This window comes from Metabacillus idriensis (assembly GCF_050483325.1).
Classification (GTDB): domain Bacteria; phylum Bacillota; class Bacilli; order Bacillales; family Bacillaceae; genus Bacillus_P; species Bacillus_P idriensis_A.
Genome location: NZ_JBCMYF010000030.1, coordinates 87,977 through 104,630, shown reverse-complemented (window position 1 = coordinate 104,630; position 16,654 = coordinate 87,977). Strand labels below are relative to the sequence as shown.

At 36.4% G+C, this 16,654-nt stretch carries 21 protein-coding genes and 2 pseudogenes; 6 read left to right on the top strand and 17 right to left on the bottom strand.

Features of this window, described 5'->3' with window-relative positions; translation table 11 throughout:
- Nucleotides 1-219 precede the first annotated feature (219 nt).
- The 6 genes from ABEQ24_RS16955 to ABEQ24_RS16930 form a co-directional block, all read right to left on the bottom strand.
- The gene (locus ABEQ24_RS16955; RefSeq protein WP_430007891.1) at nucleotides 220-648 is read right to left on the bottom strand and encodes an SRPBCC family protein; all 429 of its coding nucleotides are present in this window, start codon (nucleotides 646-648) and stop codon (nucleotides 220-222) included.
- 78 nt (nucleotides 649-726) lie between these two features.
- Nucleotides 727-1,152, bottom strand: coding sequence for a DUF6526 family protein (locus ABEQ24_RS16950; RefSeq protein WP_430007890.1), 426 nt, complete (start codon nucleotides 1,150-1,152; stop codon nucleotides 727-729).
- 46 nt (nucleotides 1,153-1,198) lie between these two features.
- Nucleotides 1,199-1,654, bottom strand: a complete 456-nt coding sequence (locus ABEQ24_RS16945) for an SRPBCC family protein (RefSeq protein ID WP_430007889.1) — start codon at nucleotides 1,652-1,654, stop codon at nucleotides 1,199-1,201.
- Nucleotides 1,651-2,007, bottom strand: a complete 357-nt coding sequence (locus tag ABEQ24_RS16940; protein ID WP_430007888.1) for an ArsR/SmtB family transcription factor — start codon at nucleotides 2,005-2,007, stop codon at nucleotides 1,651-1,653. Before ABEQ24_RS16940 ends, ABEQ24_RS16945 begins: the two co-directional genes overlap by 4 nt.
- Nucleotides 2,008-2,537: 530 nt before the next feature.
- Nucleotides 2,538-2,861 carry an ABC transporter permease gene (locus ABEQ24_RS16935; RefSeq protein ID WP_430007887.1) on the bottom strand — a complete coding sequence of 108 codons (324 nt, stop codon included), beginning with the start codon at nucleotides 2,859-2,861 and terminating at the stop codon, nucleotides 2,538-2,540.
- Nucleotides 2,862-3,274: 413 nt separating this feature from the next.
- Nucleotides 3,275-4,177, bottom strand: coding sequence for an AraC family transcriptional regulator N-terminal domain-containing protein (locus ABEQ24_RS16930; RefSeq protein ID WP_430007886.1), 903 nt, complete (start codon nucleotides 4,175-4,177; stop codon nucleotides 3,275-3,277).
- A 190-nt stretch (nucleotides 4,178-4,367) separates the two neighbouring features.
- Between ABEQ24_RS16930 and ABEQ24_RS16925 the strand changes: the two genes are divergently transcribed.
- Both ABEQ24_RS16925 and ABEQ24_RS16920 read left to right on the top strand, forming a co-directional pair.
- Nucleotides 4,368-5,348 carry an aldo/keto reductase gene (locus tag ABEQ24_RS16925; protein ID WP_430007885.1) on the top strand — a complete coding sequence of 327 codons (981 nt, stop codon included), beginning with the start codon at nucleotides 4,368-4,370 and terminating at the stop codon, nucleotides 5,346-5,348.
- Between the two features lie 93 nt (nucleotides 5,349-5,441).
- Nucleotides 5,442-6,623, top strand: coding sequence for an MFS transporter (locus ABEQ24_RS16920; RefSeq protein WP_430007884.1), 1,182 nt, complete (start codon nucleotides 5,442-5,444; stop codon nucleotides 6,621-6,623).
- Between the two features lie 192 nt (nucleotides 6,624-6,815).
- Here ABEQ24_RS16920 and ABEQ24_RS16915 read toward each other — a convergent pair whose 3' ends face one another.
- The 4 genes from ABEQ24_RS16915 to ABEQ24_RS16900 form a co-directional block, all read right to left on the bottom strand.
- On the bottom strand, nucleotides 6,816-7,232 hold the full coding sequence (locus tag ABEQ24_RS16915; protein ID WP_430007883.1) for a VOC family protein: 417 nt from the start codon (nucleotides 7,230-7,232) through the stop codon (nucleotides 6,816-6,818).
- 512 nt (nucleotides 7,233-7,744) lie between these two features.
- The gene (locus ABEQ24_RS16910; protein WP_430007882.1) at nucleotides 7,745-8,356 is read right to left on the bottom strand and encodes an FMN-binding negative transcriptional regulator; all 612 of its coding nucleotides are present in this window, start codon (nucleotides 8,354-8,356) and stop codon (nucleotides 7,745-7,747) included.
- Between the two features lie 21 nt (nucleotides 8,357-8,377).
- The gene (locus ABEQ24_RS16905) at nucleotides 8,378-8,896 is read right to left on the bottom strand and encodes a GNAT family N-acetyltransferase (protein WP_430007881.1); all 519 of its coding nucleotides are present in this window, start codon (nucleotides 8,894-8,896) and stop codon (nucleotides 8,378-8,380) included.
- Nucleotides 8,897-8,921: 25 nt separating this feature from the next.
- Nucleotides 8,922-9,374: a MarR family winged helix-turn-helix transcriptional regulator gene (locus ABEQ24_RS16900; protein ID WP_430007880.1), complete on the bottom strand. Its 453-nt coding sequence runs from the start codon at nucleotides 9,372-9,374 to the stop codon at nucleotides 8,922-8,924.
- A 107-nt stretch (nucleotides 9,375-9,481) separates the two neighbouring features.
- On the opposite strand from ABEQ24_RS16900, the gene ABEQ24_RS16895 reads away from it, so the two are divergent.
- Complete coding sequence (locus ABEQ24_RS16895; RefSeq protein ID WP_430007879.1) at nucleotides 9,482-10,075, top strand: YczE/YyaS/YitT family protein; 594 nt, start codon at nucleotides 9,482-9,484, stop codon at nucleotides 10,073-10,075.
- Between the two features lie 174 nt (nucleotides 10,076-10,249).
- On the opposite strand, the gene ABEQ24_RS16890 is transcribed toward ABEQ24_RS16895, so the two are convergent.
- The 5 genes and pseudogenes from ABEQ24_RS16890 to ABEQ24_RS16870 form a co-directional block, all read right to left on the bottom strand.
- Nucleotides 10,250-10,564: a hypothetical protein gene (locus ABEQ24_RS16890; RefSeq protein ID WP_430007878.1), complete on the bottom strand. Its 315-nt coding sequence runs from the start codon at nucleotides 10,562-10,564 to the stop codon at nucleotides 10,250-10,252.
- 307 nt (nucleotides 10,565-10,871) lie between these two features.
- Nucleotides 10,872-11,162: pseudogene (locus tag ABEQ24_RS16885) on the bottom strand (recombinase family protein); the annotation flags it as partial.
- A 220-nt stretch (nucleotides 11,163-11,382) separates the two neighbouring features.
- Nucleotides 11,383-11,766, bottom strand: a pseudogene (locus ABEQ24_RS16880) (aldo/keto reductase); the annotation flags it as partial.
- A gap of 70 nt (nucleotides 11,767-11,836) precedes the next feature.
- Nucleotides 11,837-12,241, bottom strand: coding sequence for a MerR family transcriptional regulator (locus tag ABEQ24_RS16875; protein ID WP_430007877.1), 405 nt, complete (start codon nucleotides 12,239-12,241; stop codon nucleotides 11,837-11,839).
- 161 nt (nucleotides 12,242-12,402) lie between these two features.
- A complete protein-coding gene (locus ABEQ24_RS16870; protein WP_430007876.1) occupies nucleotides 12,403-12,963 on the bottom strand; it encodes a sugar O-acetyltransferase in 561 nt (186 codons plus the stop codon).
- Between the two features lie 206 nt (nucleotides 12,964-13,169).
- Here ABEQ24_RS16870 and ABEQ24_RS16865 point away from each other — a divergent pair, with 206 nt between their 5' ends.
- From ABEQ24_RS16865 to ABEQ24_RS16855, 3 genes are read left to right on the top strand one after another with little or no spacing between them, the layout of a single operon-like run.
- Nucleotides 13,170-13,529 carry an MATE family efflux transporter gene (locus tag ABEQ24_RS16865; RefSeq protein WP_430007875.1) on the top strand — a complete coding sequence of 120 codons (360 nt, stop codon included), beginning with the start codon at nucleotides 13,170-13,172 and terminating at the stop codon, nucleotides 13,527-13,529.
- Complete coding sequence (locus ABEQ24_RS16860; RefSeq protein ID WP_430007874.1) at nucleotides 13,520-14,002, top strand: polysaccharide biosynthesis C-terminal domain-containing protein; 483 nt, start codon at nucleotides 13,520-13,522, stop codon at nucleotides 14,000-14,002. Before ABEQ24_RS16865 ends, ABEQ24_RS16860 begins: the two co-directional genes overlap by 10 nt.
- Nucleotides 13,999-14,205, top strand: coding sequence for an MATE family efflux transporter (locus ABEQ24_RS16855; RefSeq protein WP_430007962.1), 207 nt, complete (start codon nucleotides 13,999-14,001; stop codon nucleotides 14,203-14,205). Before ABEQ24_RS16860 ends, ABEQ24_RS16855 begins: the two co-directional genes overlap by 4 nt.
- 484 nt (nucleotides 14,206-14,689) lie before the next feature.
- Here ABEQ24_RS16855 and ABEQ24_RS16850 read toward each other — a convergent pair whose 3' ends face one another.
- Nucleotides 14,690-15,433 carry an SDR family oxidoreductase gene (locus tag ABEQ24_RS16850; RefSeq protein WP_430007873.1) on the bottom strand — a complete coding sequence of 248 codons (744 nt, stop codon included), beginning with the start codon at nucleotides 15,431-15,433 and terminating at the stop codon, nucleotides 14,690-14,692.
- 172 nt (nucleotides 15,434-15,605) lie between these two features.
- Entirely contained in the window at nucleotides 15,606-16,388 is a 783-nt protein-coding gene (locus tag ABEQ24_RS16845; RefSeq protein WP_430007872.1) for an SDR family NAD(P)-dependent oxidoreductase, read from the bottom strand.
- Between the last annotated feature and the right edge of the window lie 266 nt (nucleotides 16,389-16,654).

The following is a 16,654-nucleotide window of genomic DNA, read 5'->3' as shown; positions in this document are numbered from 1 at the left end:
TCCGATTATTTATAAAAACTTTCATAAAAGATCAGCAACAACGGTCATTGGCTAGTACAATGAAAAGAGTGTTATCTAAATACTTTAAACAGACAACAAGCCATCATCAATATGAATTGATGATGGCTTGTTTATTACAGTTCTCTATAAGCACTTCGGTTTTTTTGAGGTAACGATCTTACAAACCTAATTTTTGGTGTTTAACCAACGATTTCGTCCTCAGGTTTGATGCCATGCACCAGGATTTTTACCTTCCACGTACTGTTTCAAAATGTACATGAGAGCACCCCAAGTAGTATTAATCATTGCATATGGAACATCAATTGATTGAAATCCTGAATGGTTGAAATTCACAACGGTCGCTCCGTTATCATTAACAGTAAGTTCGAATCGGATTTTTGTGCCTTTCCATGCTGGCATATCATGCTGAGCTGACCATTCTACTAGCTTGTCTTTTTCGAGTCGGTCGATATGCATGAGGAAGACTGCTTGGCGATTGTAAAATCCGAATTCAGCGATGGTTCCTTCCTGTGGTTCAGCTTTCGCATCAGTAGTCCACCAGCCTTTAAATCCTTCAGTTGTCGTGATTGCATTGTATACTTCTTCGGTAGTTGCGTTAATCGTTATTTGATGTGGCATGTTTACCATCTAGTACACTCCCTCTTTTTCAATGAATATCTTTTTTTTAATTACTCCGATATGTTTGGAATCAAGACAAGGCATTATTTAAGCTCTGAAATAATCGCCTTTCCAATCTTTTATCTCTTTTTTAATATCATTTGGGCTTAAATTTTCCAATACTGCTTTTTTGCAAAGGGCAACGAATTCGGCGTCACTTGCAAAACGCAGTGCAATAATTTGATGAAGTGTTATCTTTGAATCCAACGGTTGTCCTGTTAACACATAGTGACGAAAATTTTCTTCCGCTCTGATTGCTCTGTCTTGAGCTTTTAATGGGTAATTTCTGATTACAAAAAAGTTAATTGTAATGATATACACAAATGTAAGCAACATAAGAATAACAGGAAGGGTAATTCCCTCACTTATAACGTAAAAGATGTTTGCTACTAACATAGCCAATAATATTACAGGTAAAAAATAATGAAACGGCGGATGGTATCTGCGGTGATTAGCGTAATTTTGTTCTGACATGATAATCCTCCATATAGAATCGATAAATTTTTTTAAATCCATCTATTCATTTAAAGATATATTTTCTAAAGCTTCCTTCCAATGAACTTGTCCATCCATGGTTATGATTGTTAGCAGCTTCTTCACTTGGAAGATCGGTATGCGTAACAACTACTTCCGTGGAGTCACCTTGTTCCAAAAATTCTATGGTTACGGTTGTTGATGGGAATTCTTCACCATCGTTTACCCATTTCCAAGTGAACACTAATTTTTCATTTTTGACGATCTCAACATAATGACCGGCTAATTTGTGAATTCCTCCGTCTGGAGAGTGCATATTGAACTTATAGGTTCCGTTTACTTCTACGTTCATCTCTTCAATCGTCGTTCTAAACGCTTCTGGGCCCCACCATTTTTCAAGCTCTTCCGGTTTCGTCCAAGCATTGAATACTCTTTCTCTTTTCACAGGATACGTATGGTTTAACTTCAGTGTAAAATCATGTGTGCTATTCATGGTTATCATGTTTCGTTTCCTCCCTCTTCTTTTTCACTTTCCAATAGATATTTTTCTAAGCTTGTTAACTGAGAATTCCAGAACGAGCTTAAGTCGTTAAGCCACTTCATAGCAAAATCAATTCCTTTAGGCTCCAAATGATAATATTTGTATTTACCCACCTTTCTAAATGAGACTAGTCCCGCATTTTCAAGGACCTTAAGATGCTTAATGAATGCCGGAAGTGACATATCAAACGGCTCTGCCATCTTCTTAACGGTTTTCTCACTTTTAGACAGCTCTTTGATGATCGCTCTTCTCGTCGGGTCTGATAATACTGAAAATATTTGGCTAAGATCATTTTCTGATTTATAGTTAACCATATGGTTTACTATAAAATAAAAAAAATAGAAAGTCAATGTAGTAAAAAAATTAAAAATGACTTTTCCTATTTTCGGAGTAACAAAGATTTGTTAATAACACATAGTGCTAACATAAATCTATTGTAAAGAAACACCATTAACTTCACTGTTTTGAGAATCTTCCTTTCTATTGGGAAAGTAGTCATTTCCTGAGCCGTTAAGAATTGTTAGAAGGAAAAGATACCTTCAATATAACTATAATAAAGAGGTCAAAGAATGATATAAATCGGATGCTCTTTCTTTAAAGGAGTGTTTTTTAATTGATACTAATGAATTCTCTTTAGGATTATAAAACGTAAAAGACATAGAGAACTGTATATAGATTAGTAATCGAAAAAGCACCGGAATAGCATTGCTTTTCCCAATATTATGGTATGAAATTAAACGAAGCTTTCTTTAGCAATCGCCCCCGATAATTGAAAAACTTTTCTTATAAAAGACAAGGAGTATTAAATATGGATATTAAATTTGCTCTCCATGTTTTTCTATCTTCACTCGTTTAAATTACGTTGTCTAATGAAATTCTTAATCACGGAAATGATACCGATAATGAAATAGATTATTCCATTACACACGATGACTATACCTATGAAAGCAGCTCCAAAAGCTGCTCCTACACCGTCTCCACCCATACTGTGGTCAACCTTTACAAAAACAGATCCCGATATAAAAGCAATTATTGGTCCTAGAATTCCAATAATTAAACCAGACCCCCATAAAGGCATTTTTTCTTTCTTGTATAAAGTTATAGCTAAGATATTTAAAACTAATAGACTCAAGAATACTACGCTCAAAATTGATCCATCGCCACTCATATTATCATCTCCCTTCAGATATTTTCAGGATAAACCCTTCTTCAAGTAGGCTTATTGCTAGATTCCATAAGCTGCCCCTTCAAAACCTCAAATATTTACATATCCAATATAAAACATCCCAAGTGCTATACAAATTATTAAAACACTTGGTAATAGTCTTAAAAATAAAGAAACGTTCCTCTTTTTGAGCCACCAAGTAAGCAATATTGCTATTGAGCCAGGTACAGCCGCAATAAGGAAAGGTAATCCCCACATCATATTTATGTCTCCCATTAACGAAGTATTAGTTCTAATTTAATAAGGACAAACTTCAATTCTTTATTTCATTAAAGCGCCCGATTGCTGAAGATCCTTATGAAGAAAAGTACCCTTTACTTTAGTACAACCTTTCACAATCTGTAGTCTTTCTTCATTTAAACATAGTTCTCTCTAATTCGGTTTATATCTACTTTAGGTGGAAAGCCAAACATTCGGGAATATTCTCGACTGAATTGCGATTGACTTTCGTACCCCACCTTGAATGCGACATCAGCTACATCTGTTGACTCTGCTAATAACAAGCGCCTAGCTTCCTGCAATCTCAGTTGTTTTTGAAACTGAATGGGACTCATTGCCGTTACCTCTTTAAAATGTCGGTGTAGCGATGAAACACTCATACTCGCTATTTCGGCAAGCTTTTCAATTCGAAAAGACTCTTCATAATTATTGATGATATGGTCTATAACCTCTCTTATTCTAGAGGTATTGCTACCTTCTAATGCCATTTGTTCAAGCGCTTCGCCATGTGGACCTTGTAAAATCCAATAGATAATTTCTTTCTTAAATAATGGAGCAAGAACGGGGATATGCTTCTGATTTTCTAATAAAAAAGCTAGTCTTAGTACTGCATCCAACAAAGAAGGTTCTACTTCGCTAACAAACATAGCTAGTTTAGTGTTCTTTCCCTGTCCAAATTGAATATCTGTTTCATTTAATACTTCTAAAACTTGGCTCGGTGTAAATTCAAGTTTGAGAGCTAGATAGGGAGATTTTGTTGAGGCTTTGATCACTTGTCCTGTAACTGGCAAGTCAACGGATGCCACAACATAATTACCAGGACCGTACAAAAAGCGTTCCTCTCCCAATAATATCTCCTTCTCTCCTTGGAGGATCATGCAAAAAGACGGCTCGTTAACTCTAGAAATGGGTTCAGTAATAATGGATTCACGGATGAGAAATAAAGATGGAATAGGCGTAGGGTGAACACCGTCCTGTTTTGAAAAGCACTCAATAAGATTAGCAAGTTCATATTGCTGTTTATTGGTTTTCTCAGACATAACTTATTCTCCTTTTTCTTCATCTTCGGTTTATTATATCTAATATTCATTGAATGAGTAAGAGGTCTTGAGAGGATTAGGCAAAAACTTGATAGTAATGTGATAAAGGTTTCTTTATTATTTATGACATAATTAACTGTAAATAGTCCACGATAAACGTGGCAAATAAACAAAAGAGAGGAACAATCAAATGGAGTATGTGAAACTTGGTAATACAGGCTTAGACGTATCTCGATTTTGTCTTGGATGTATGGGTTTTGGCGACGCTAACAAATGGCTTCACCAATGGGTACTGAACGAAGAGGACTCTCGTCCCGTAATAAAAAAAGCCCTAGAGTTAGGGATTAATTTTTTTGATACAGCAAATGTGTACTCACTTGGTACAAGCGAGGAATATCTTGGACGAGCTTTGAAAGATTATGCGCATCGAGATGAAGTTATAATAGCAACTAAAGTACACGGACAAATGCATGAAGGTCCAAACGGATCTGGTCTTTCCCGAAAAGCAATTATGAGTGAAATCGATAAAAGTCTTAAGAGGTTGGAAACAGATTATGTAGACCTTTATATCATCCATCGCTGGGATTACAATACCCCTATTGAAGAGACAATGGAAGCCTTGCATGAAGTAGTGAAGTCAGGAAAAGCTAGATACATTGGTGCATCTGCGATGTTCGCTTGGCAGTTCCAGAAGGCATTACATGTTGCAGAAAAAAATGGTTGGACGAAGTTCGTGTCTATGCAGAATCACTTAAACCTAATCTACCGTGAAGAGGAACGAGAAATGTTACCGCTTTGTAAGGATGAGAAAATTGGTGTCACTCCATATAGCCCTCTTGCTTCAGGGAGACTAACACGGGACTGGTCGGTAAACACACATCGTTCTGAGACCGATCAAATTCAAAAATCAAAATACGATGCGACTGCCGATGCCGACCGATTAGTAGTTGAACGAGTAGCATCTATTGCAGAAAAACACGGTGTTCCTCGCACACACATTGCACTTGCTTGGTTATTACAGAAAGAGACAGTAACAGCTCCAATTATCGGGGCAACGAAAATATCACATCTTGAGGATGCTGTAGGTGCTTTATCAGTAAAGCTTTCACCTGAAGAGATTGCATTCTTTGAAGAGCCATATGTACCGCATCGAATAGTAGGTCATAGTTAATTTCGATATATTTAGAACAAAACCCAATTCTACATGGTAGGTAGATTGGTTTTTTTACAAGAAGATTTAGTCATACCAAAGGAGGAAAGCGATTTGGAACGCCTATGGACGAAGTCATTTATCCTTATGGTTATAGGGATGTTTTTCTTATTCACTGCATTTTATATGCTGTATCCAACTCTACCACTGTTTATTAAAGAGAGAGGTGGAAGTGAATCTCAAATAGGTCTAGCAATGGGAGCATTTATGCTGTCTTCTGTTATTTTTCGACCATTTGTTGGCGGACTCCTAGACCGTTTTGGTAGACGTCCCTTTATCATCTGGGGACTCCTATTCTTTGCTGTCGCCATGTACATGTACAATTGGATTGGCGGAATTGTGGTTTTAATGGCACTAAGAATCCTGCACGGGATGACCTGGGCCGTCTCTACGACCGCCATCATCACCGCGGTTACAGATTTGATTCCGTCCACCCGTCGCGGAGAGGGTATGGGATGGTCTGGGATGGCTATGACGTTAGCTATGGCAATCGGTCCCATGTTCGGTCTATGGGTTACTCAAAATTTGTCGTACCATTCTCTATTTCTAATTGCAGTTATCCTAACAGCCTTAGCACTAGTCTTAACGTTCGGTTCAAAAACGACTTTTACGCCTCAAACCGATAAAAGGAAAATTGAACTGTTCGAAAAAGCAGTCTTTCCCGTTACGGTATCCGTCTTTTTGCTGTTTATTGCTTATGGTGGTATTACTAGCTTTATACCACTGTTTGCCGACTCAATTAAGGTTAATTCAGGGACATTCTTTTTGGTTTATGCAGCCACCCTTGTCCTAATCCGCCCCCTTGCTGGGAAACTTTCCGACAGATATGGTGAGGCGTTTGTGATAATACCTGCAATGGTGATTACCATTTCTTCTTTAATTGTTTTGAGCCTCTCAACCAATTTATTCGGAGTGATCATTTCGGCCGTTATGTATGGTATTGGTTTCGGTTCCGCACAACCTGCTCTTCAAGCAGCAACCATCCGTCTTGTTAGCCTAGAACGTACAGGTGTAGCCAATGCTTCTTTTTCTACTGGTGCCGACCTTGGAATTGGATTAGGTGCGATCATGTTAGGTTGGATTTCCCAATACTCAAGTTATCAAGTATTGTTCACGGCTAGTGCAGTGTCAGTCTTGTTTTCATTACTAATGTTCACTTTTTTTGTGAAACGTACATTGAAAACAAACGAGCTTGACCCTCGAAACTCTGGCTCTCTGTCATCTAAGACAGGTTAACGTAGCCTATATTAGTCGTATTCAGTTGTTCGCCATTTAATATGTATTCTTGAGGTATCCATCATATAATTAAGAAAAAGGCCGATTTCCCATTTCTATATAACATAAATCGAGAAAGCCACTGCACAAATAATTGCTACGCCCCACAGTACTTTCCAAGCCACGGTGAACTGTGAATGCCGACGAAAAGGGTCACGCTTTTCTGGTCGAACCCAGAACCTCCAAATAGTGTTGATTGTACATAATGCCTAGGATGTTACCAAAGGGATCGACCACGGAAGCAGTGATGAACCCCTCGCCGCGCTCTGTGGGTGCCTCGTACTCTTTCGCACCCATAGACAGCAACTTCTTGAAAGTTGCTGTTACATCGTCGACGTGCCAGTACACTACAGCACCGGCCGGGCCGGTCGCTGAACCATCGGGCGCGTAGCTGCTATCGATCAGGCCCAATTCGTGCTGGTAATCGCCGAGGCGAAACTCGGCATATCCTGGACGTTCGAAGTATGGTTCAATGCCCAATAGCTCGGCGTACCACTTCTTTGCTGCTGCTAGATCATCTGTCCAAAAACTAACTGTGGTTAGTCCTCGTAATGTCTGTGAGTCGCTCATAATCGATTTCCTCCTTAATGTTGAGTAGTATGTCTTAATACTCAACTAAATAACATCTTCTGCTTATCTTCGATTTACTTACGATTAATACCTTCTCTTATTCAAGAAAATAACCCTTTTCATGCAAAACAAATGGCCCTTTTTATGCAAAACAAGCGCGCATCCTTATTCTGGAAATTCACCTGTTTGTTGAAGACCTTCTGTAGCATCCACGCTACAAGGATATTCCAGAAAAGCCCCCGATTGCTGAAAAGGAATTAACTGTCTTGTTTAATGATTTTACATAGGTAACCGACGATGTATTCTCTTCTAGTCAATTCTTGGAAGTCCTGGTTCTCGGACAATTCATCTAATCCTTTTGAAATCAAATTCCAAAGTTCTGTGTTTTCATATTCTTTATATGGATGCTCCATAAGATTAAAAGGCGATCCCTATGCTGCAATCGCCCTCGTTTGTTTAAGACTCGAATTCAAGATAAAAACATCTTTCATAAAGGATATAAAGAGAATGGATCAGTTCATTTTTCTATCGTTCATCACTTCAGCTAATTGTTGAGAGTTTAAATCTTTTTCCTTACGAAGTTTATCGATAATGTTGTCATAGTCTTCTTCACTTCGGTTTTGACTCAATTTATAGGCTGCTTGAACTTTTAGCACTTTTACTTTAAATCCAATAATGCCTTTAGTTTGATCTTTGGTTTTTGGAGAGAACTTCTCCCATAACGCTGCATTTTCACGGTGTTGTTCATACTTTTGCAATAGAGCCTTCAGGTCTTCATGCAATTCTTGTTCACTCATAATACTAGCCGTTCCATATACATGGACTGCCTGATAATTCCATGTGGGCACATTTTCAGACTTGTACCACGAGGATGAAATATAAGCATGAGGGCCTTGATACATCACAAGAACAGGATCATCGCCGAAAGTTTTCCACTGTGGATTGGCAGAAGCGAAATGTCCAGTGAGATAATAGTCATCCCCTTGTTTATGTAACTCCAAAGGTAAATGAGTCGCTATAGGTTTTCCTTCTTCTGTCGTTACGATCGTTCCAAAAGAGTTTCTCTGAATGAAGTCTTTGATTTCAACGAAGTCTGTGACTTTAAAATGCTTTGGAATATACATGCTCATTCACCTCGTTAATTATTATTGGAGTCTTTTAACCATTATTAAGTCCGTTTGTTCTTCGTCCCCCATATAAAAAGAGTGCGCTCCCGTTTGAACAAAACCCAAATTCTTATAGAAAGAAATGGCATTTTCATTTTTTTCCCATACGCCCAGCCAGATTTTCTTTTTATTCTGTTCCATAGCAACATCCATAGCTTTATTGAACAGGTACTTACCAAGTCCATTCTTTTGAAATTTATTAATAATATAAATCCGTTCGATCTCTAGGGAGTCATCATCCATTTCTTCAGACTGGGCATCCCCAGTATTAACCTTTAAATATCCAGCGATCTCCTCATTTATAGAAACAAAAAAGAAATGCGATGAAGGATTAGATAACTCATTTTCCACCTGCTTTATGTTAAAAGCTGCTTCCAAGTAAGCCTTCATATTTTCTGGAGAATTCTGATCCTCAAACGTCTCCTTAAATGTTTCGTAACCTAGTTCCTGAAGTTTTCGTGAATCTCCCACTGTACATTTGGTCATCTTAATATTCATTTAAACCTTTCGCTCCTCTCTATATTCAATAACTTCTCTTGTTTCCTTTTTTAACAAATTCCCAGTCTTTTTCTATATTTCTCCTTACTCTTTGAAGAAGGTCGAAAAGGCTTTCTATTCCTTCTTCGGATAACCCCTCTAAGGCGACGGTATTGGAATGGTCATTTTCTCTTTTAATAAAAGGAAAAATCTTTTTTCCTTTCCCGGTTGGGTAAAGCCTTTTAATTTTTTTGTTATGTTCGTCTTCTTTCTTCACAATAAAGCCATTCATTTCAAGTTTCTTAATTGAACGGGCTGCAGTGGTACGATCAACTTTTATTAGCTCAGCTACTTTCTCTTGAATGATGCCCGGACTTTCACAGATTCTCACAAGATATAGATACTGTCCTCTTGTGAGGTCATATTCTTTGAATTCTATATTACTTATTGAATCTAACGCCCTCGCTATTATTCCAATTTCACGTAGGATTTCCTTCATATTGACCCCCTAGCATTTTTATTGCAAATGCAACATTTATTATCGTATACTTAATCTAACTTAATTTTGTTGTATTTGCAACAAAAAAGATAGAGAGGTAGATTAATGTGAAACTTTTCTTTTATGTATTAGGAATCTTGCTATTAACTCTCGGCATTTCTTTCACGATACAATCTGATCTTGGGACTTCCCCTTTTGACGCCCTTTTGGTAGGACTGACTATCCACGTGGGTTTTACGGTAGGTACTTGGGAAATAATCATTGCTTTGATATTAATAGGCTGTAATTCGCTTTTAAAAAGACAAAAACCAGAAGTTTTGGGGTTGTTAACAGCATTTATAACGGGGATTAGTATCGATGTGTGGCTCTTTTTATTAGAAACTTTGCACACACCCGAGCTATTGTACAGCAAAGTTGTTTACTTTGGATTCGGCTTAATTGTTATAGGATTGGGTACTGCAATATATCTACACACAAATTTTGCACCAATTCCGGTTGACCGATTGACGTTAATTATCCATGAATTAACTAGAACAAATATGTTTTTTTCGAGATCAATTATTTACCTAATATTTTTAATAATGGCCGTGATTTTTAAAGGACCAATTGGCATTGGAACTTTATTAATCGTTTGCTTAAGTGGTCTAATCCTGAACTACTTTATGTCATTTACTAAAAAGGTACTGGAACAAGCGTCTTAAAGCCTAGTACGCCAACAAACTTTGAGAGGAAAAATGCATCAATATAGAGTGCTTTTTTCTGAGTTATCTCGAAACTGAGTCTTCAACTAACCTGCCTATTTCTTGAGTAAGCAAGGAGCGATAACTAATGCTGTAATCGCAACCAATTGATGATAGTTAAAAATTGAACCAGTATTAATTTGCTGCTTTGCCTCGATAAACAATCAAAGTAAAGACATTTAATATGATGGTGACGATGAGAAGTGCTGCTGAAACGAACACAGTAGCATACATCGTGTCTAAAAGTGCACCCCAATCCTCAACCGTTACTTTATGATAGGTATAAAAAATTTGAAAACATAGAGAAATACTACACGCACTGATGCTTATAGTGGATAGGGTTGCCCAATTTTCATTTTCCCGTTTTTTATGTCGCGTTAGATTAACAATAGGGAGTATCCACGCCATTAGCCCAAACAAGAGGCTTCCAATATTAAGTAAACCAAACATTTTACTAGTCCTCCACTGTATTTTATTAATTTTTATTCAACAATCCTGCCCTTTTCTGGAATAACTTACAATTTCAATAGGTAATCTTAAATTCCTTCTTTACTAAACCATATTGCTTTTTATCAGTAAACATGATTTTAATTACTTCAGTAAATTCAGATCTTCAACCTTAAAAAGAGCAGTCCTCACTGCTCTTTCCTAGATATTATAAACTCACGCTTTAAGCTTAAAGTACAACAAAATTAATATTTGTCATTGCATTGTAAAATCTAAATTAGTGACGAGTTTCTACTATTATAATATACGATTATTTTGTATGTTCTTCCTGGATTTTTCTGTACAAAGTCATACGCGAGATGCCTGCTTTTTCAGCAGCATCTGTTTGGGTGTGGCCCTGATCAATAAGATATAATGCGTATTGTATTTTCTCGTTATCTGCTTTCGGTCTTCCAGGGTACTTGCCACGTTTTCTGGCTGCAAGAATTCCTTCTTTAGTCCGCTCTGACGTTAAGTCGCGTTCAAATTGGGCAATACCTGCAAAAATAGTAAACAGCATCTTTCCATGAGCAGTCGTTGTGTCTAGCCAAGATTCCTTAACTTCTTAGCAAGCTCCATTGAGTATTTTCCTGGTCCAGCACCATTTTCCAGTACATATCCCGTCAGTAATTTTACGGAGCACCATTTAGATGATTTGCTTCAAGTAGCTCAAATTAAACCGATAGTTAACCATGTAGAATTGCATCCCAAGTTAGGTCGCTTTGAATTACGGAAGTATTGTCAAGAAAAACAAATTCAAATAGAGGCATGCTCTCCTATTAGAGCTTTTCCATTGCTCGCCAGGTATCTTTATATTTATTAGGTACAGGCCAATGAATAAGGTTAAGATCTAAATACTCTAGACCTAACTTTTTCATACTCCTGTCAAAAGCCTCTAAAGTTTCTTCATAGCCTTGCTCGTTGTTCCACACCTTAGTGGTAATAAAAAAAATCTTGTCTTGGGACAGGTGTCTCTTGAAGTGCTTCTCCTACAGCTTCTTCATTAAAGTAATAGGATGCTGTATCGATACTTCGATAACCGACTTCTAGTGCAGAGAGGACAGCATCTTTTTTTCCCCAGTTTTTCCTTCCATCTGAAAGACTCCAAGACCTATCCAAGGCATTATAATTCCGTTATGCAATTTAGTTAATTCGGTTGATTTCATTTCTTTCTCCGCTTTTTTATATAGTGTCTTTAAATCTTCAGTGTAATTAATAGATAATCTACTAAAAAATTCAAGACAATATATCTTTATCTTTTTCACTTACAGCTATATATTCTTCTTCTAACTTATCAAAGTACTCAAGTTTTGTTTTCACTTTTTCAAATGCATTATCAAGCTGCTCTTGTTGTTTGAGTAATTCCTTTCGATGTTCGATGAGAATTGATCTTCTCACATCAAAATTATCTCCTCCCTCAATTGTAAGAGTGATTATCTCTCTCAGGTCTGAAATTGACATTTCTGTAACGCGGAGGCATCGAATAAAATCTAACCAACCTAAGTCTTTTTCATGAAAAAGGCGATACCCATTTTTATCTCTTTGTACAAATGGTAATAATCCCTCTTTTTCATAGTACCTAATAGTTGAAGTAGGCAAATCCATCATCTCTGATACTTCTTTAATCGAGTAAATAGTCATTTTTCCCCTCCTTTACTGCATTAGGAAATTATTAAAGCAATCAATACGATAATTCATTATTAATAATAAACTTCGAAGTTGACTTTAAAGCAAGTATCTTCTCTTTCCTTTAAATGAAGACCATTTTACTAGTACAAATTAACAATTCAACTATATCCATTTTACTCTTTAAGCTCTTTTATTACTTTTGCAGGAACACCTGCAACTACACTATTATCAGGTACATCTTTTGTAACAACAGCCCCGGCTCCAACAATTACATTATTACCAATCGTTACACCTGGATTTATAACACAGTTTGCTCCAATCCATACATCGTTTCCGATTACAACCGGTTTTGTTATTGACAGTTTCTCTCTTCTTCCCTTAGCGGTCATAGGATGATTGACCGTAGAGATCACACTATTTGGACCTATCATGCAATAATCCCCGATAGTCACAGAGGTTACATCAAGAATTTTAACATTAAAATTTGTAAGAAAATCTTCTCCAACATGGATGTTAGTCCCAACATCACAATTAAAAGGTGGCTGCATGTACACATTTTCTCCAGTTGATCCAAACAATTTCTTAATTACTACCTTTTGTTCGTCTAAATTGGATGTGTCTATATCGTTAAACTTTTTACAAAGTTGAGTTGCCTGTTCTTTCATTGCTGCAATTTCTGAATCTAGAAAGCAAAATTCTTCTCCTGCCAAATATTTTTCCATTTCTGATTTCATGTGAATCTCCTCCTGCAAAAATCTCTTTATTAGCATACTTCTTAAAGTTCACTTTAATGCAAGAGTTAACTTTTCACTTAGAGTTATTATTCTAATCTCGTGTATTAAAGTCGACTTTAAACTTTATTCTTTAAATCTCCAATTAAAAATCTAATAAAAGGTGGAAAAAGATATATATTTATATCTTTTTAAGGAGTGTTTAAACAATGGAGAATACATTAACTCAAGGAAAACCATATAAACAAATAATAAGATTTACACTTCCATTATTAATAGGTAACCTATTTCAACAAATTTATAACATGGTTGATGCTTTTATTGTTAGTAGAACTTTGGGTGTAAATACATTTGCTGGAGTTAGTAGTACTGCAGGAATCATTCTCCTTATTATTGGTTCAGCTCAAGGATTAACTGTGGGACTTTCTATACTAATTTCACATAGTTTTGGAGCTGGGGAAGAAAAAAATGTACGGAACAACTATGCGAATAATATGATTATTTGTGTGGTTAGTGCTGGTTGTTATCCCTTCTTAATTTATCAATCTATAGCTGGATTTTGGAGATAACTCAAACGCCTGATGATATATGGGATTATTCTTACGATTACTTACAAATAATGTTTGTAGGTATCATTGATCCTATGATGTTCAATTTTTTTTCAAATACTATTCGAGCTTTGGGTGATAGTAAAACACCGCTTTATTACCTTCTGATCGCTTCGATACTAAATATTATTTTGGACTACGTCCTTATTAGTTATACACCCCTTGGGGTACGTAGTGCCGCACTGGCTACGGTGCTATCCCAAATAGTATCAGCAGTACTGTGTACAATAACAATAAGAAAAAAGTTTAAAATTATCTCTATTGAACGTTTTCATTTTAAAATTTCTAAATCCACCATATTAAAAAACCTTAAAATTGGCTTACCTATGGCTTTTCAATCATCTATAATTGCTTTAGGTGTTATTATTATCCAGGTTGCAACTAATACGATGGGAACCACAGCCGTTGCAGCATACGCATTAGGGGTTAAATAGACGCTATTGCTATTGAGCCCTTACAATCATTTAAAATGGCAATGACCACATTTACAGCACAAAAATATGGAGCAAGAAAATATAAAAGGGTTGTTGATGGTGTAAAACAATGTATTTTTATTACTATTAGTATATCTATCACTTTAGGAATACTTATGGTTTTTGGAGGTAGACAGTTATCATCCATATTCGTTGGTGTATAGCAGTCAGAACTATTGTCAATGTCACATTCTTTTTTATTATCCACGGTTCTCTTTATATTGTTCTGTCTATGTTATTTGTTTTCCGTTACACCTTACAAGGAATTGGTCAAACAGCCATTCCAACAATTGCTGGTGTAATGGAGCTATTAATACGTTTTTTAGCTGCCGTGTTTCTAGTTGCTAATTATGTATTAAGGGCGATATATTTCAAATCGATTAATAATAAAAGCTACATTTTCATGCGTTAACGTTTTGTTCTAGAATGAGTATTTTTTATAAAAAAACTCATCCCCTTCTTTTTAGGACCATAATTTTATTTAATTAAAACTTCACGCTGAATGCGTTTATATATATATTTTCACTTAAATTATTATCTATCCGATCTAATACAAATAAATGAAACACTCTAAAGTAAATAATAAGTAAACTAAAGAAACCACCTTCAATTTTGAAGGTGGTTTCTTTGGATTAAAGTAATTTTTAATTACCATTCTTGGAGTGTAGGGCTAACAATTACATCATTAATTAGTACATCTGGTGGCTGGTTAACCACGAATGCTATGGCTTCTGCAACATGCTCTACATCAATGGCTACTTCTTTCATGTAATCTAATGTGTCTTGTACATCATTATCAGTTACCTCGTCTTGCCAATTTGTTGATATTACACCAGGTGATACCATTGAAACTTGGATACCATGTTTGACAGATATTTCTTTACGCAAACTTTCTGTAATGGCTTTAATAGCATATTTTGTAGAGCTATACACACCATGGCCCTCACCAACTGCATGTCCAGCGATAGATCCTACATTAATAATTTGACCTTTACCTCGCTCTTTCATATGCGGTAGTACTGATGCTATACCATAAAGTGTGCCCTCTAGGTTTACTTCAATCATTTTTTTCCACTCATCTACTTTTGCATTATCCCACATAGAAAACAACATAAGACCTGCACAATTAATTAGTGTGTCCACATGACCAAACTCTTCAACTGCAAAGGTTAAAAGTTCTTGAACATTTTCTTCGTTAGTGACATCTGTTACTTTGTAAGAAGCTTTGCCAGAATTTGATTGAATGTCGCTTACAATTTTTTGTAGCTTATCTTCACTCCTTGCAGCTATGACTACTTTAGCTCCTCTTTCGGCGAGGTGTTTAGCTGTTACTTTTCCGATACCACTTGATGCACCAGTAATGACAACTACTTTATTTTCAATATAAGACACTGTCTAAAACCTCCTCTAAATTTGTTAAGTATATCTAGGTTTTTCTTATGGAATTTCTGAGTTCTTAAAATGATATGAGCACCCAAAAGAATGCATTGCGCATACTTTCGGGGTGCAAATTCCAACAATAACCAAAATATTAACTATTATAGTAACTTAATCAAATCGAGGTTTAAGGACGAGCTTTTTCTGCATGTCGAGCTGCCTTGATAGTTTCAGGTGTAGTGCGGTTATTTTCGGCTTCTTGCTTCGTTTTTTGGTCTCCACCAACGACATGATCTTCATCGTTCATTAGGGCATCATAACCTTGTTTAGCTACAAGTTCTTTGTCATTCTTGCTAGAAGAACCAATTTCTGTATCCCCCATTCCTGCATTATCATGAAAGTTCGTATCTGTTGCTCCAGGCAGTAAAGCTGTGACTGTAACTCCTGAATCACGAAGCTCTTCACGAAGAGACTCGGCGAATGAGAAACCAAATGCTTTAGATGGGCCATATACAGTTTCATATGGTGTAGGTGTCGTTGCAGAAAGTGATGAGACAATTAGTATTTTTCCTCTACCATTAGGAACCATATGATTTACTACGCGTTTTGCCATATGAACTGTACCTGTGATATTAATAGAAATTAGTCTCATCTCATCTTCAAGGCTGGTCTCGGCAAATGAACCGCCACCAATACCAATTCCAACGTTGAGGATTGCAGCATCGACAGGACGATCTAAATCATTAACAAATGTCCAAAAGCTCTCAACACCTTCGTAAGTCGCAGCATCTGCCTTATGAGGGTACGCCTCGACTCCATATTCTTGAATAACCTCAGCAGCTTCAAAGATTCGGTCGCTTGAACCGGTTATGGCAATATCATAACCGTCTTTTGCAAATAGCTTTGCAATCTCAAGGCCTAGACCAGATGATGCTCCAGTAATCATTACAAGTGAACGTTTTTTTGACATATAAAATTCTCCTTTGACTTTAGAATTGAACTTTACTATAAACGTTAAAGTCGACTTTAAAGCAAAGAATAAGCATTACGGGTGATAAAATTCCACTATTACATTCTTTAAAATGTTAACCCGTGATATCTTTTGAAATTCCCTTTAAATATTTGCTAATCTCCAAATAATTTTAACATTAAAAACATTCAGATAATAATAATTAAACTTTTGCTTGTTAAGTCTGTACTTTCATTGGTGCCATGCTGCTAAGAATAAACTCCTTA

Excerpts from the sequence above, each read along its gene's own strand:
- ABEQ24_RS16870 (WP_430007876.1), bottom strand. The coding sequence starts at position 12,963 with ATGAAATCAGAAATGGAAAAATATTTGGCAGGAGAAGAATTTTGCTTT.
- ABEQ24_RS16900 (WP_430007880.1), bottom strand. The coding sequence starts at position 9,374 with ATGAAGGAAATCCTACGTGAAATTGGAATAATAGCGAGGGCGTTAGAT.
- ABEQ24_RS16935 (WP_430007887.1), bottom strand. The coding sequence starts at position 2,861 with ATGAGTGGCGATGGATCAATTTTGAGCGTAGTATTCTTGAGTCTATTA.
- ABEQ24_RS16945 (WP_430007889.1), bottom strand. The coding sequence starts at position 1,654 with ATGATAACCATGAATAGCACACATGATTTTACACTGAAGTTAAACCAT.
- ABEQ24_RS16875 (WP_430007877.1), bottom strand. The coding sequence starts at position 12,241 with ATGACTATTTACTCGATTAAAGAAGTATCAGAGATGATGGATTTGCCT.
- ABEQ24_RS16925 (WP_430007885.1), top strand. The coding sequence starts at position 4,368 with ATGGAGTATGTGAAACTTGGTAATACAGGCTTAGACGTATCTCGATTT.
- ABEQ24_RS16955 (WP_430007891.1), bottom strand. The coding sequence starts at position 648 with ATGGTAAACATGCCACATCAAATAACGATTAACGCAACTACCGAAGAA.
- ABEQ24_RS16950 (WP_430007890.1), bottom strand. The coding sequence starts at position 1,152 with ATGTCAGAACAAAATTACGCTAATCACCGCAGATACCATCCGCCGTTT.
- ABEQ24_RS16865 (WP_430007875.1), top strand. The coding sequence starts at position 13,170 with ATGGAGAATACATTAACTCAAGGAAAACCATATAAACAAATAATAAGA.
- ABEQ24_RS16915 (WP_430007883.1), bottom strand. The coding sequence starts at position 7,232 with ATGAGCGACTCACAGACATTACGAGGACTAACCACAGTTAGTTTTTGG.
- ABEQ24_RS16905 (WP_430007881.1), bottom strand. The coding sequence starts at position 8,896 with ATGAATATTAAGATGACCAAATGTACAGTGGGAGATTCACGAAAACTT.
- ABEQ24_RS16845 (WP_430007872.1), bottom strand. The coding sequence starts at position 16,388 with ATGTCAAAAAAACGTTCACTTGTAATGATTACTGGAGCATCATCTGGT.
- ABEQ24_RS16930 (WP_430007886.1), bottom strand. The coding sequence starts at position 4,177 with ATGTCTGAGAAAACCAATAAACAGCAATATGAACTTGCTAATCTTATT.
- ABEQ24_RS16890 (WP_430007878.1), bottom strand. The coding sequence starts at position 10,564 with ATGTTTGGTTTACTTAATATTGGAAGCCTCTTGTTTGGGCTAATGGCG.
- ABEQ24_RS16940 (WP_430007888.1), bottom strand. The coding sequence starts at position 2,007 with ATGGTTAACTATAAATCAGAAAATGATCTTAGCCAAATATTTTCAGTA.
- ABEQ24_RS16910 (WP_430007882.1), bottom strand. The coding sequence starts at position 8,356 with ATGTATATTCCAAAGCATTTTAAAGTCACAGACTTCGTTGAAATCAAA.